The 13,418-nt window shown below is 43.7% G+C and carries 9 protein-coding genes; 7 read left to right on the forward strand and 2 right to left on the reverse strand.

Annotated features, from left to right (window positions below; all coding sequences use genetic code 11):
- Positions 1–227 precede the first annotated feature (227 nt).
- Complete coding sequence (locus IEW67_RS12185; protein WP_229671812.1) at positions 228–5,123, forward strand: 5'-nucleotidase C-terminal domain-containing protein; 4,896 nt, start codon at positions 228–230, stop codon at positions 5,121–5,123.
- A gap of 116 nt (positions 5,124–5,239) precedes the next feature.
- On the opposite strand, the gene IEW67_RS12190 is transcribed toward IEW67_RS12185, so the two are convergent.
- Positions 5,240–6,079, reverse strand: a complete 840-nt coding sequence (locus tag IEW67_RS12190; RefSeq protein WP_188633352.1) for a metallophosphoesterase — start codon at positions 6,077–6,079, stop codon at positions 5,240–5,242.
- A 645-nt stretch (positions 6,080–6,724) separates the two neighbouring features.
- Here IEW67_RS12190 and hmpA point away from each other — a divergent pair.
- The 4 genes from hmpA to IEW67_RS12210 all read left to right on the forward strand — a co-directional run bounded on the left by hmpA (position 6,725) and on the right by IEW67_RS12210 (position 10,062).
- Positions 6,725–7,951 (forward strand): NO-inducible flavohemoprotein, encoded by a 1,227-nt coding sequence (hmpA, locus tag IEW67_RS12195; RefSeq protein ID WP_188633353.1) that lies wholly within the window; start codon positions 6,725–6,727, stop codon positions 7,949–7,951.
- Positions 7,952–8,172: 221 nt separating this feature from the next.
- Entirely contained in the window at positions 8,173–8,403 is a 231-nt protein-coding gene (locus IEW67_RS12200) for a hypothetical protein (RefSeq protein WP_188633354.1), read from the forward strand.
- 996 nt (positions 8,404–9,399) lie between these two features.
- A complete protein-coding gene (locus IEW67_RS12205) occupies positions 9,400–9,732 on the forward strand; it encodes a hypothetical protein (RefSeq protein ID WP_188633355.1) in 333 nt (110 codons plus the stop codon).
- A gap of 141 nt (positions 9,733–9,873) precedes the next feature.
- Positions 9,874–10,062 carry a hypothetical protein gene (locus IEW67_RS12210; RefSeq protein ID WP_188633356.1) on the forward strand — a complete coding sequence of 63 codons (189 nt, stop codon included), beginning with the start codon at positions 9,874–9,876 and terminating at the stop codon, positions 10,060–10,062.
- A 171-nt stretch (positions 10,063–10,233) separates the two neighbouring features.
- Here the strand turns inward: IEW67_RS12210 and htpX are convergent, their stop codons facing one another.
- A complete protein-coding gene (gene htpX / locus IEW67_RS12215) occupies positions 10,234–11,151 on the reverse strand; it encodes a protease HtpX (protein WP_188633357.1) in 918 nt (305 codons plus the stop codon).
- A 164-nt stretch (positions 11,152–11,315) separates the two neighbouring features.
- On the opposite strand from htpX, the gene IEW67_RS12220 reads away from it, so the two are divergent.
- Complete coding sequence (locus IEW67_RS12220) at positions 11,316–12,227, forward strand: DMT family transporter (RefSeq protein ID WP_188633358.1); 912 nt, start codon at positions 11,316–11,318, stop codon at positions 12,225–12,227.
- A 68-nt stretch (positions 12,228–12,295) separates the two neighbouring features.
- Positions 12,296–13,156 (forward strand): EamA family transporter, encoded by an 861-nt coding sequence (locus IEW67_RS12225; RefSeq protein ID WP_188633359.1) that lies wholly within the window; start codon positions 12,296–12,298, stop codon positions 13,154–13,156.
- Positions 13,157–13,418: the final 262 nt, after the last annotated feature.

The following is a 13,418-nucleotide window of genomic DNA, read 5'->3' on the forward strand; positions in this document are numbered from 1 at the left end:
TGCTTTTTGCATATAGCCATATTTTTCAAAATTGTATATATTTAAAATAAATGAATAGAAAGTCATGACGTTCATATGCGAAAGTAGCATTGAAGGAAGGGAGGGGAATTTTTGAGAGGAAAAGATGTGTGTCAACCGTAGTTGCCGTTACGAAACTATGAGACTATCAGGTGCGTGTGTAAGTCAAATGGATTCAGAGTTAAAATTAAAAGCGAAGGAGCGAGAGGATGTCAACACTCATCAGAAAAAAAGATCTCAGTATCATGATGATTTTTGTACTGATAGTAAGCATACTGACACCCGCAGCCGGACCGTTGACTGCTTATGCTGCTCCGGCACCCGGACCCATAACTGTCGGGGATGCCATTGAAAAGCATAATGATGGCAGTGAACAAGCTGTCAAAGGACATATTGTCGGGTATGTTATAAGCTCTGATAATGTGTCACGAACTGATTTTAAAGAAAATTATAATGTTGCGCTGGCAGATGATCCCGATGAGACAAATAGTGACAACATGTTGTTTGTACAACTGACAGACGCATTTCGGGCAGAATTCGGGCTGAAATCAAATCCGGATAACCTGGGAAAAGAAATCGTTATTACCGGCAAAATGGAAGCGTATCACCGCCACAATGGTCTGAAAAATCCAAGTGCTGCACGATTTAGTTCTGAGGATGGTGATGCGCCTCTTGATCTGCAGACTATTGAAGAAGTAAGGGAGCAGGGGGCAGGCAATGTCAAAACAGAAGGTATTGTCACTGCACAATTAAAAAATACCATTCAGATCCAGGATCACACGGCAGCAATTGCCGTCCGACCTGCATCACTTGATGTGCAATTGGGCGATAAGATCACAGTGACCGGCAATCTGGGGGACTACCGGGGATTGCTTCAATTGAATAATGCAACGATAAAGGACAAAACAGGTGGCTCGGAGATTCCTTCTTCTTTGACGATTAATGGTAATGAGTTGGAAAAGCATCAATCAGAACTGGTTAATATCGAGCATGTCACACTCACCGATGTGGATGACACAGGTGACTGGGCTAATTATACAGCAGAAGATGAAGCGGGTCATACATTTGTGTTACGCGATGAAACCGGCGATTTGAGTCTGCAGACAGGTACCACTTATGACTCCATCACCGGTATTGCATCGCAGTTTGATTCGGACCGGCAGATTATTCCGCGCAGCCAGTCTGATATCGTTGAGGATTCCTCCGCGGTACAACCTGTTGTGGCTGCTCCGCAAGCGGGGACTATCCCGGCAGGTACAGATGTAAAACTAAAAACGCCCACAAAGGGCGCTGACATTTTTTACACAACAGATGGCAGTGACCCGTCCGAAAATGGCGAACGTTACAGCGGTGCCATTACGGTTGATGAGGACATGACCATTAAAGCGATTGCTGTAAAAGATGGTTTGACAGCAAGCAAGGTATCTGCATTCAGCTATACGGTTTTTGACGCAGAAGAAGGTATCCACATTCATGATATTCAGGGGGAAAGTCATCAATCATCAATGGATGGCAGCACCGTTCAGGATGTTGAGGGTATTGTCACGTACGAATATGAGATCAGAGGATCGAATTATTTCCATATGCAGGCCCCTGAGGAAGAATATGATGGCAATAAAAAAACATCTGAAGGCATTGTTGTCTACACAGGAAATGCCGATAATGTCCAAGTCGGTGACCGCGTTCATGTCACCGGTGAAGTCGATGAATATCAAATTGACGGATATGATGATAAAACTGAGACGGATTTGCCGATTACAGAAATCAATGCACGCGATGATCAAGGCGGTGATGTAGCCACAATTGAAAGTGATGCTGAATTGCCGGCGGCTGTTGAATTAACTTCAAGCGACATTCCGGCAGACATTAGTGATGAAAATGGTTTCGGTGATTTCCAACCGTCTGATGAAGCGATTGATTTTTGGGAGAGTATTGAAGGGATGCGTGTTGAAGTAGCGCCATCTAGAGCAATCGCACCACAGCAGCACGGTGACCTTGCCGTTGTGACTGAAGAATTCAATCCGGACAATGCAACGGAAAATGGCGGTATTCGACTGACCGAAGAAGGGCCAAACGCCCAATCCATCCAGTTTAAGCTCCACCCGAACGGCCCGGCACGAGATTTTGCGGTCAAAACGGGCGATCAATTCACTGAAGCCATTGACGGTGTTGTCAATTATGGCTATGGAAACTATAAAGTCTATGCCGATTTGAACAGAGCTGAATCTGTTTTTGCAGAAGGCGATACACAGCCGGAGCAATCACATATTGAAAATGATGAGGATGAGTTAACAGTCGCCACTTACAATGTGGAAAATTTTTCAGCGAATGAACGTGAAACATCACCACAAAAAGCTGAAAATATTGCACGCGCATTTGTAACTGGTATGGACAGTCCGGACATTGTGGGTATTGTTGAAGTCATGGACAATAATGGACAGGATAAAGGCCCTCAGGATGCAGATGCGTCGGAAAGCTATGAACGGCTTATTGCTGAAATTGAGGACCAGGGCGGACCGACATATGACTATGCCAATATTGACCCTGACTATAATGAGGATGGTGGTGCACCGCACGGCAATATTCGTGTCGGCTTCCTTTACAATCCGGATCGCGTGTCACTGATGAGCGGCGAGCACGGAACAGCCACGGAAGCTGTTGACTATGAAAAGGACAAATTGACGCTGAATCCAGGACGTATATCACCTAAAAAAGACGTATTTGAAGATACACGGAAACCATTGGCGGCACAATTTAAATTCAATGGTGAAAGTGTTGTCGTTATAGCGAATCACTTGAATTCCAAAAGTGGCGATGACGGTGAATTCGGCCAAAATCAGCCGCCGGTTAAGCGGAGTGAAACACAGCGCCGTGAACTGGCAAAACGGATCAATCAATTTGTAACGGACATCAAAGCAAAAAATCCAGATGAAAATGTTGTCGTTTTAGGGGATATGAACGACTTTGAATTTTCAAAACCGCTCGACCTTCTTGAAGGAAGCGAATTGACCAATAAAATGATGTCGGTGCCTAAAAAGGAGCGCTACACATATATCTATCAAGGCAATTCGCAGGTGCTTGATCATGTACTCGTGTCTAATAATCTGGCTGACGTGACAGAAATTGACGTATTGCATGTAAATTCGGACTTCACTGATATGCACGGGCGTGCGAGCGACCATGATCCCATCATGACGCAAATTGATTTACAGAATGCTGAAGCAGATGAAGGTGATTTTGACTTACCTATCATGCATATGAACGATACACATGCTCACGTCGAACCACTGCCGAAAATGGTGACGGCCATCGATGAGTTTAGGGAAGAAAACCCGGATTCATTGCTCCTTCATGGCGGCGATGTCTTTTCCGGAACGTTGTATTTCAATGAATTCAAGGGCCAGGCTGATTTGGCTTTGTTGAACATGATGGAGATTGATGCGATGGTGTTCGGTAACCATGAGTTTGATCTCGGTGCTGAAGAAAGGGGTCATGAATCGTTGTCAACGTTCGTTGATAATGCCGAATTTCCGTTTCTCGGTACAAATATTGACTTCTCAGAGGATCCGTATATGAAAGATCTTGAGACGAATCAGGCACTTGAAGACGAAACGGAAAATGGCCAGATTTATGACAGTATTGTCAAGGAGATTGATGGTGAAAAAGTAGGTATATTCGGGTTGACGACCGAAGATACCAAAAACATTTCAAGCCCTCAAAATGTAACATTTAGTGACTTTAAAGAGACGGCTGAACAGACGGTGCGAGCTCTTGAAGATGAGGGTATCGATAAGATTGTTGCGCTTAATCATCTTGGTTATGACAGTGCACCGGAAGTGGGCAATGATTTGCGCCTTGCCAAGGAAGTTGACGGTATTGATGTCATTGTAGGCGGTCACTCCCATACTGCACTGAACGACCCGGTTGCTGTTCCACAGCCAGAAAAGTCACCCTCAGTGGTGGATCAAGATGAAGATGGACAAGCCAAAGCACCGACAATCATTGTCCAGGCAGGGCAATATTCAGAACATCTTGGCACACTCGATGTGACATTTGATGAAAAAGGTGTCGTCACCGATTACGAAGGTGAACTGCTTGAAGTGGATACCTATCAAGCAGATGATGAGGCTGAAGAGGTGCTCAAGCCGTTTAAAGAGCAAATTGAGGAGCAAATGAACAAGGAAATAGGGGCAGAGGCTATGAAGGAACTGACGAATCCACGTCAGAATGAGCCCGGTGATGACAGTGTCAGGGCCAATGAAACCGCGCTCGGAAATTTGGTGACAGATGCTATGCTCGCTAAAGCAAAAGAAAAGTATCCGGAGACGGTTATCGCTTTTCAAAATGGCGGTGGTATTCGTGCACCAATTGATAAAGGTCCGATTACAGCAGGAGAAGTTATCAGTGTTCTGCCGTTCGGCAATGATCCGGTTGTTGCGACACTGACCGGTAAGGAAATTAAAGATATTTTAGAGCACAGTGTTCGTCAGGCGCCCGCTGAAAATGGCGGATTCCTCCACGTTTCCGGAATGCAATTTGATTACGATAGCGAAAAAGAACCGGGTAGTCGCGTTGTTGAGATGTATGTCAAGGATGATGGTAACTTGACCGAAATTCAGCCCGATGCAGAATATCAGGTAACGACCAATGGCTTTACAGGTCAAGGCGGAGACGGTTTTGAAACGTTTGCCAAAGCCTATGATGAAGGGCGTGTTAAGGATATCGGCGAAACGGACTGGGAGCAGCTGGTTGACTACATGGTTGAAGAAAAATACCTTGCTGGCGTTGTGAATCCAGAGCGGGAAGGACGGATTGTCGATCTTGAGGGTGATTCTCCGGAAAACCCGGTGACGGCAGAAGATATGCTGGAAACTGTTACATCACTTGAAAATAGTGGGGAGATTAGGCGTGATAATGCAGCCCACAAACTTAAAATCCATTTGATGGCTGTCAGACATTTCGAGGAAAATGAACAGCAGGATAAAGTGATCAAACATATGAAGGGTTTTAAGAAACTCATCACCTATCAAAAGGAAAACGAACTTATCTCAGGAAAAGCGCATGAAGCGCTTCAGACAAAGGCAGATACAATGATCAATCAATGATATTCAGGTATGTACCGGGGCAGGGGACTGTCCCGGTATTCATTTGAGATTTCGCTTTTAGACGCTCGATTTTATTTCCAGATGCATGAACCGATGTTCGTTTGTCCAAAAACCCTCTAACATGTTGTCTGTTTTGTTGCTTCACCTGTGACTGTAATCAGGCTTAATTGGCTTTGGTTAAAGAAGCGCACTGGGATTCTTGTCGTCCCCATTCCACTGTCGATATACAAATACAGATTTGGAGTAAGCTGAAATGTGCCTTTATCATATGCCGGGAAAAACCCCTGACCGGGTGCGATAAGCGTGCCAATCAGCGGCAATCTGATCTGACCGCCGTGTGTATGTCCGCTTAATACCAGATCAGCCGAAATCGGTTCATCCTGATTGATGATCCCTGGTGAATGTGACAGCAGAATGGTATAGTTTTTACAGTCAAGGTTTCTGAAGGCTTCTCTTACATTGTCATGTTCGGTCGCGGCGTCATCAATGCCAACCAGGTTAATGATTGTATTTCCTTTTGTCATACGGGTGTGCCGGTTGTTGAGAATGGTTACATGACGCTTTTTCAAGGCATTAAAAAACTCCGCGGTGCGACCATTTTCCCACTCATGGTTACCGGATACAAAATAGACGTGTTGGTTGCTTTCGGTCAGTTGTTCAATCAGCGGGAAAATATGCTCAAACGTCATCGTTTTTTTATCAATCAGGTCCCCTGTTAACACAATTAGGTCGGCATTGGCATCTTGGATAGCTTTGATCAGCCGTTTGTTATCAGAGCCAAAAACGTGATTATGGAGGTCACTAATTTGTAATATGGTGATCAGGGTGTCTGCCGGCAGCTTTGTACTGCGGAACGTGACATTTTCACGTTTGAAATAATGGGTATCCCGATTTATTTTTAATGAACAAATGAAAATGAATGTAAGAAACGCAAGGCCGGCTAACAGCTTTTTCATGGTACACCTTCCCGAGCTCAGCATAAGTTATTTAAGTTTAGCACGTTTTAAACACGTATCGCAATTGTTTTTGGACTGCGAAGGGTTATCGTCTTCCTGTATCATAGCTTCTCACTTGTTTTTCAGCGATTAGCGTAAGAGGGGATTCATGATAGCTCTGAATAGGGTGGCTTTGATTCTTTTAGCGGAATGAGGATCCGCTTCCGTTTTGATAATTCAACTTTGGCGGATCCTCATTCCGCTATTTCCCCTTTTCGCCCTAGTTCAGCCCTGTTTTTACCTGAATAGCGGAATGAGGATCCGTTACACCACTAAATAGGGTGATTTATGCGCATTTAGCGGAATGAGGATCCGTTGGGTATGGATAAAATTCAGCTGTGAACGTCGTGGGGGAGAGGTGTATCCAGCAGGGCATACATGGATAGGAATACAAATTATCAGTTTTTCTCTGACGATGTCTGGGAGAAAAGGGGGGGGCCATACTTTACCCGTTTTTCTAGTGAAATTTCTGTGATATTTTTCACAAAACCGACACAGTTAAGTGTGATTTGCATCACACCTCAGTGAGGTTTTCAAGCTTACCATGATGTTTATAGGATTAAATCCTGGAGACATATTTAATCAACTTAGCTGGAGGGAATTTCATTGAGTTTGGATTCAGAAAAACTGGCAATTGTTAAATCGAGTGCACCTATTTTAAAGGAAAACAGTACGGCAATCGGAAAACGCTTCTATGATTTGCTGTTTACAAAAGTACCCGAGCTTCGTAATATATTCAACCAGACAAACCAGAAAAGAGGATTTCAACAGGAAGCGCTCGCCTATGCGGTATACGCTGCAGGAGAAAATATTGACAGTCTGGAGAATATCAATCAGCTTGTCGAGCGTATCGCCGAAAAACATGTTTCACTTGGCGTCAAGCCCGAGCAATATCCGATTGTTGGGGAGGCGCTGATTGAGGCTGTTAAGGATGTTCTGGGTGATGCTGCAACAGATGATGTGATTACGGCATGGGCCGCTGCCTATGATTATATCGCCAATGTGTTTATCGAAATCGAAAAAAAAAAATATCACGTGACAGAACAGCAAAAAGGCGGCTGGATTGGATTCCGTGAGTTTATTGTGGCTGAAAAAATCCAGGAAACCAGTGATATTGTTTCGTTCTGTCTTAAGCCTGCAGACGGCCGGCCGATTGCACCTTATCAAGCGGGTCAGTATTTGACGATTAAAGCTGATATTGAAGGGGAACCACATACACATATGCGGCAATACAGTCTATCCGGTCCATCCGGTAAAGATTTCTATAAGATAAGTGTTAAACGTGAAAAGGGTTATGGAAATGTACCTGATGGGATTGTTTCAAGTTACTTGCATGACCAGGTGTCAGAAGGTGATTCACTGTCATTTTCTGCACCGGCGGGGGACTTTACAATTGCAAGTGAGAAAGATCCCATTGTATTGCTCAGCGGAGGGATCGGGATGACGCCGGTTGTCGGTATGCTGGATACACTTGCCGAAACAGAACCTGAACGCCCGGTAACGTTCATTCATGCGACACAAAATAGTTCAGCGCATGCGATGAAAGAACACATCGAACGAACTGTAGCTGAAAATAAAAATATGTCATCGTTTGTATGCTATGAACGACCGAGTGACCATGATCGGACAACTCTGAACTATGATAAGGAAGGCTTTGTAGACTTACCATGGCTGCAATCCATTCTTGCGTGCGGCAGCAATGCTGATTTTTACTGCTGCGGCCCAGCGCCATTCATGAAAGCTGTCGATCAGGGACTTGAGGAATGGGGCGTGTCAAGTGCAAACCGTCATTATGAGCTGTTTAATCCTGTTAGTATACTAAAAGAAGCATAATCAGACCATCTACCAAACGAAAGTCAGGACTGTGAGCCTGACTTTTTATATTCAACTCTATTTTAAAACGTGATATTCTTTTTATAATAACGTCAGAAAGTATAAATTATGGATGACCTTATAAGAAAAGCTTCGGCATTCGCTATAAGACGAGGCGAATGCCGAGTTTTTCTAATGATTATTTTATAAAGAGAAAGGGTTTGAGATCATTGGGGAAAAATATGAAGCATGCAACATGGAAAGAAGCAAAAAGACGCTGCAGGCTTAATCAGGCTGATATACAAATGGCAAAGGAACTTGGCATGAAGCCGAAAAGCCTCATCAAAAACATTCCGGCCCCGAAGCAGCAGTGGAAAGCTCCCGTGAAGGTTTGGGTCCGTGAACTTTATGAAGAAAAGTTTGGCAAAGTGCTCAAACCGGAAAAAACAGGACCGGCACAAACCGGTAAATAAACGAAGAAATGTTCAGACACCGAGCAATATATTCCGGATGAGGGAATGCCGTTTTAAAATTGGATAAACAGGATTGACTGAATGGTCGCCCCGTGCTAATGATAAGGTCGCTCCTTCAAGAGGCGGGGTGTTTTTTGTCATAACGTCAGAAAGTATAAATGATGGATGACCTTATAAAAAAGCTTCGGCACGCGCTATAAGATGAAGCGAATGCCGATTTTTTCTAAATAACCGGAAATTAAAACGCATGCCGGCTATTTTGGGGAATACTGTTTTTAAGGTTTCACCTTCTTAGTATTAGCAGTCAAGCTGATTATAAAGTGCTCGTCAGCGTGCATGATGAAAATTTTTCAAAATGATTTGACAATTACTTTGAAGTATTGTATTATTTATGTGCTACAATTTGCTTTTCCCATCGACAAATTCTTCTTTTTTTCCGGGTCAACAACAAAATCTATGGTTGAAATAAATGAGTGAATATGGTAATAAAACTAGCTAGCGGAGGAAAAACGCGGAGACTCCTGTGGGAATGCGCCGTGTGAAGACCCCGCAGAAAAAGCTTTTCTTTTTTTCGAGGAGGCTGAGGACAAGCCCACGGAAAGCGACGAGCCAACACTCCACCGAATGTGCTACGAGTTGCGAGGCGTGTTTCTTCACTGTAAATGCTTGCAACACGACGAGCACCCAGGTGTTTTTTCCGAAGCGACTGCTTACGTTAAAATGACATCTAATTTGTCAGCCATAGATTTTGGTGAACAGCCTTTTTTCCAATAAACTTTTCTAACCAGGTTTTTCACGATTTGAAATTTACTGTATTTTATCTTCCCTGTACGTATTCGCTTCTTACAGTTTGTCGCATATTTCTTCATTTCACCTTAAGTCACCACTGTTCTTCTTAAGATTAAAAAGCTATTCATTTATCAGGCCTCACCAAAGTCCGCCTATGTCTGTTTTTCATTTAACACATTCAAATAACTTTTTGAGAGGGATGAATAATTGGGACACGATATCAGTTCATACAATGAAATGGGACAGGAGATTGGTTATATCCGTTTTACCAAGGGAGATATGCTTGCCCCGTTGTTTTATGATTTGTTTGACGCAAATGAGTACTATGCGGGTGTAAGCGGAACAGGAGAAGTGGCCACCCTGCCTTTGATTCAGATCAAAAAGGCGCTGGCGGCTTATAGCAAGTTGCAAGCTAAAGATTTCGGCAATAAAGGGAATCAGGAATTTTTATTGTGGCAGCGGGAGGAAATGGCGAAGTTTATTAACAGCTGTCTGCAAACGGCCCGAAAAGAAGGAGCGGTAAACGTATTTTTTGGTTAGACTTGGTGAGTTCAGAAATGGTTGTTACAAGACAGAACGGAAAAGCAACAAAACAGAAGAGCTCTGCAATGGCACATGATCGTTCATTAAAAAATCCCTTTTGTGCAAACTAATCATAAAAGCGCAAAGGAGGGTTTCTAAATGACGAAACATCAGCAGACTGATGAAGAATCAATTAAGGAACAGAGCCGGCGATCAGGTATGTCATACAATGAGGCAAAGGCGTTTATTGCTCAGACGACAGGCGGCCGCGGCACAAATATTTATAGCGACACGGATACAAACGAGGTAAAAAGGAAAAACCGGGAGTCGGAAGACAGAAAGGGATAAGAGTCCAATGGGTAAAAGCTGATTAAAGCTATAAAGAAACGCCATGAAGCCCAAACAGGCCACATGGCGTTTTTTATAACGTCAGAAAGTATAAATGATGGATGACCTTTTAAGAAAAGCTTCGGCATTCGCTATAAGACGAGGCGAATGCCGAGTTTTCTAATTACAATATTAACGTCGCTCCAATCTTGCAATCCGCTCGTCAATAGGCGGGTGCGATGAAAAAAGCGAAACCATTTTACTTTTTCCATTGATCTTCATCGTTTGGATGGCTGCATCATCTGTACGGTCATGTACTTGAGCTACTGCTGTCCGGTCTTTCAGCGAGCGGAGGGCATGTGCCATTTTATCGCGCCCGGCAAGGTCTGCACCTCCATGGTCCGCGCGATATTCGCGATGACGCGAATAGGCGCTTACGACAATGCTTCCAAGTATTGAGAACAATATCTGGAAAATAATGATCGCTGCGATACGGACGATCATCTCCAATTCCGAACGCACCAAGCGTGAAACGAGGATGGCTGCAATTCGTGATAAAAAGACAACAAATGTGTTGACGATACCTTGCAGCAATGTCATGGTAACCATATCCCCATTAGCCACGTGGGTGATTTCATGGGCGATAACTCCCTCTATTGCATCGTCATCCATCTCATTCAGCAGTCCGCTTGAAACGGCAACGAGAGATCGTTTTTTGGTAGGACCTGTCGCAAATGCGTTTACCTCACGGGATTGATAAATGCCAACTTGCGGCATGTGCATCAGACCTGCTGATCGTGAGAGCTTATGGACTTTTTCAACAATGGCTCGTTCCTGCGACGATAATTGACCATTCGGATCGAGCACCTTGACCCGCATCATTTTTTTGGCAATGAAACGTGATGCGGCTAAGGAAAGAAATGATCCGATAAAGCCTACGAGTATACTGAATATCATTAATGAACCGTAATTAATGCCGGCCAATCCTTCAGCGCTATTGGTAAATGAGCCGCTGACACCTGTGAATGTGACAATGATGGACCAGACAATAACGATTGTGGTTAATACGAGAATATTTGTCAGTAAAAAAAGAAATAGCCGTTTAGCCATTTGGTTCCTCCTCAAGTTTAACGTTACCTTATTATTATACCACGATAATAATCGTGATGAGAAGCGTGGATAATATTTGTTTGAGACGGCGGAAAAGAAATGTCGTATCTGATTTGATATGATAGTAGATTAAGTCGGATTTGGGAAATTGGGTGAACAGATTTATGATCAGGATTTATATACTTTTATTATTGGTCATGTTGATGTGGGGACTTAATGTATCGGCAATCAAAGTGCTTGTGGATGCAATTGATCCGATGCTGCTGACCGCTTTTCGCGTGATGACAGCTGGGGTGGCCGTCTTAATCATCTGTGCTGTCATGGGCATATTCAGAATGCCATATAAACATGAGTGGCTCATTATATTTTATATATCGATCTTTAATGTTATGTTGCATCATTCACTTGTCGCGATTGGTCTGGAGATGACGAGTGGTATCAATGGTTCGCTGATTTTGGGGATGAATCCGCTCATCACGGTGATGATGGCATTTATCATCCTACGTCAACGTATGTCGTGGTTGAGAGTTTTCGGTTTTATGCTGGGGTTTGTTGGTGTCGTTGTGACGACGATGACCGGTACAGGTGAGCTGACAGGTGTTTCACTGGGTGATGTTATTGTATTTATAGGTGTTTTGGTTCAAGGCTTCAGTTTTGTTTTGATCAGTAAATTGAAACCGACGTTTGATGCAAGGCTCGCAACGGGTTATATGCTTGTGATTGGTGCGGTTTTTATCTTTTTGGCGAGTCAGACGTTTGAGCCGGGAATTCAGGAAATTATCCATTTGGTTGACTGGAAGTTAGCTTTTGTTTTCCTATTCAGTGCTGTGTTGGCAACAGCATTTGGCCATATGACGTATAATTATGCGATTAAAAAGGTCGGGCCTGCTGAATCGGCCATATTCATAAATTTGAATACGCTTTTTGCCGTCACCGGTTCGGCCATCTTTTTAAACGAAACGATTACTATGAATCATGCTGCCGGTTTTATCCTGATATTATGCGGTGTATTTATGGGAACCGGCGCCCTGGAAAGTGTCATCGTGAAGCGCAGGGAAAGAAGACAGCGTGTTTAATTGGCACAGAGCTGTACGCCAGCGCTTGATTGTCATGGCGATGTTGTGTCGCGGAAAGGAGGTGTCATATGTCGTTTCTCGCACTGACACTCATTATCATATCTGCGTTTATGCATGCCACATGGAATTACTTGGCTAAACGATCAGAGGGTGGGTATACGTTTGTATGGCTTTATATGGTAGTCAGTATTGTGGCTTATGCACCCTTTGTCATTGGCTTTTTGGTTACGCGCGATAGTCAGATCGGTTGGGTGGAGATTGGATTCATGGTCGGAAGTGCCATGATTCATTTAGCTTATTCGCTATTGTTGCAAAAAGGCTACAACATTGGGGACCTGTCTCTCATATATCCTGTCTGCCGCGGAACAGGCCCCTTGATTGTAGCTGTTGCGGCCTTTTTTATCTACGGTGAAACACTGACAGTTACCGGTGTTATCGGGATCGTCCTGATCACCTTTAGTATATTTGTTATAACGGGCGGCATGGAGGCAATCAAAAAAGCCGATACACTTGTCCCGCTCTTGTATGGCCTTCTCATTGGCGTTGCGATTGCGTCATACACTCTTTTGGACAATGGTGCGGTCAGTGTTGTGATGATGCAGCCGCTTGTTCTGATTTATGGCAGTATGATTATTCAAGCAGCTACTTTGACACCATTTGTGTTCCGGCGATGGCACGATGTCCGTCATGAATGGCAACGACATAAAAAAGAGGCTATTGGTGTTGGAATTCTCAATCAACTTGCTTATGTCCTTGTATTGACGGCCATGTCATTTACGCCTGTCAGCCATGTTGCACCGGTACGTGAAATCAGTATACTTATCGGTACTATCATGGGCAGTTATTTGCTTTCAGAAGGGCTTGGGCCCAGACGGATTGCTGCAGCTGGAACAATGGTTGCAGGGGTTGTGGTTGTGGCAACTCAATAGGTGAAGATATAATAAGGGCGGTGCGGGGCATTAGCGCGCGAATTGGAAACATTTCTTGTAACGTCAGAAAGTATAAATGATGGATGACCTTATAAGAAACGATTCGGCATTCGCTATAAGACGAGGCGAATGCCGAGTTTTTCTAAAAAGATAAGAAAGTATAAATTTTTGGCTCTACCACAGTGTTGTTTACTGTGGTATCTTTAATGTATGGAGAAAAATATTATGAAGCAAATCTTTTTTGATAGTAATCAACATTGGG

Origin of the sequence: Lentibacillus kapialis (assembly GCF_014646635.1) — a bacterium.
Lineage (GTDB): Bacteria > Bacillota > Bacilli > Bacillales > Amphibacillaceae > Lentibacillus > Lentibacillus kapialis.

Bases quoted from the DNA above. Each gene is read 5' to 3' on its own strand.
- IEW67_RS12190 (WP_188633352.1), bottom strand. From the start codon at position 6,079: ATGAAAAAGCTGTTAGCCGGCCTTGCGTTTCTTACATTCATTTTCATT.
- htpX (WP_188633357.1), bottom strand. From the start codon at position 11,151: ATGGCTAAACGGCTATTTCTTTTTTTACTGACAAATATTCTCGTATTA.
- IEW67_RS12185 (WP_229671812.1), top strand. From the start codon at position 228: ATGTCAACACTCATCAGAAAAAAAGATCTCAGTATCATGATGATTTTT.
- IEW67_RS12225 (WP_188633359.1), top strand. From the start codon at position 12,296: ATGTCGTTTCTCGCACTGACACTCATTATCATATCTGCGTTTATGCAT.
- IEW67_RS12220 (WP_188633358.1), top strand. From the start codon at position 11,316: ATGATCAGGATTTATATACTTTTATTATTGGTCATGTTGATGTGGGGA.
- IEW67_RS12210 (WP_188633356.1), top strand. From the start codon at position 9,874: ATGACGAAACATCAGCAGACTGATGAAGAATCAATTAAGGAACAGAGC.
- IEW67_RS12200 (WP_188633354.1), top strand. From the start codon at position 8,173: ATGAAGCATGCAACATGGAAAGAAGCAAAAAGACGCTGCAGGCTTAAT.